Annotated in this window: 2 pseudogenes; both read right to left on the reverse strand. The window is 43.5% G+C overall.

Going from position 1 to position 1,404, the window contains the following annotated elements:
- Nucleotides 1-118: 118 nt before the first annotated feature.
- Nucleotides 119-316, reverse strand: a pseudogene (locus HHA42_RS13275) (helix-turn-helix domain-containing protein); the annotation flags it as partial.
- Between the two features lie 89 nt (nt 317-405).
- A pseudogene (locus tag HHA42_RS13280) lies at nt 406-1,380 on the reverse strand (IS66 family transposase); the annotation flags it as partial.
- Nucleotides 1,381-1,404: the final 24 nt, after the last annotated feature.

The following is a 1,404-nucleotide window of genomic DNA, read 5'->3' on the forward strand; positions in this document are numbered from 1 at the left end:
TTGAATGATTTCTTCTTGGTCTACGTGCCATAAAATACTCCATATATTGATGTTTATAACATCATTTGAGGAGCAGAGTATCACTTATAGGAGTTGTTCAAATTTCCGGAGCCATCTCTCGTTTGATTAAATACGGTTTATAAGGCTCAAGAATACTCACTTTAGATTGTGTTCGTTGATATTTAGGTGTTACTTGAGATCGTAAATATTTACACACAGTATTTCTAGAAATACCGAGTTCGCGGCTAATTGCCTTAATAGATTGACCTTGTTGATGAAGTATTTGGATTGTCACTGCTTGCTCCAAAGTTAACATGTTGAGCAGTCCAAAAAGACCACTATATTAACCAAGGGGGTCAATTTTCAAATGCTGTTGGGGGGTCATTTTTACATTGCCGCTAACAACTCTTCAGCATGCTGGCCTGAACGACTATCCTGAAAGTCATAGATCACCGCCTGAACTGGATTGTACTGTGTGGTGGCATAGGCCCAGACATAACCTTTCTTCGGTTTTTTATTATTCTCACCCATCCGCATGATGGTGACCGGTGTTTCATCTGCATGCAGCACCTGCTGTTGTAGTACCACCTCTTTTAAGGCATTGGCCAGAGGTTCCAGTTCTACACCGCAGCGACCTATCCAGTCAGATAAAGTTGATCTAGAAAGTTCGATTCCCGCCCGCTGATAGATCAGACGTTGACGGTACAGCGGCAAATGATCGGCATATTTCGATACCAAAACATGGCTGAGCAGTTCAGGTGAAGCAATGCCTTTATCAATCACATAGGCGGGCATCGCTTGCTGAGTCAGGGTGTCACACTGATCACAGACCCATTTGCCACGCAAATGCTGTTCCTTATAGAACTGTGCCGGTCTGAAATGCAGTTTTTCACTGACATCTTCGCCGATACGACGGAGTCGGCAGCCACAAGCACATTGGGTTGATGCAGGTTCATGCTCAATACGGATGGTGTGTAGATGATCTGGCAGTGGTCGACGTTTAGGTTTGTTGACTGTGGCTTTCTGTGTCGCTGCATGGGTTTTATCTGCATTTAATCGTTCTAATTCCAGATCAACGGCTGCGATATCTTCTTCAACCGCTTCATCCCACAGATGGATTTGTTTTGCAGTGAGATGTTCGTTTTTACTGCCGAATTTGTGCTGTTTAAATAGTGCGAGTTCATGCTCGTATTTTTGATTGAGAATAGAAAGATGTTGAACTTTAGAATCTAATTGCTGATTGGTGACTTCAAGATGTTGAACTCTGGCATCTAATTGCTGGTTTGATTGTGCTAGAGACTGATGCTGCATCGCCAACTGTCTGGTGAATTCCAGCAGTTGTTCATGGGTCAGTTGGCTTAAGTCAGGCAGCGTATTCATGACCGCAGTATGCCTGAGGTCATG

Origin of the sequence: Acinetobacter sp. A3 (genome assembly GCF_012371415.1) — a bacterium.
Taxonomy (GTDB): domain Bacteria; phylum Pseudomonadota; class Gammaproteobacteria; order Pseudomonadales; family Moraxellaceae; genus Acinetobacter.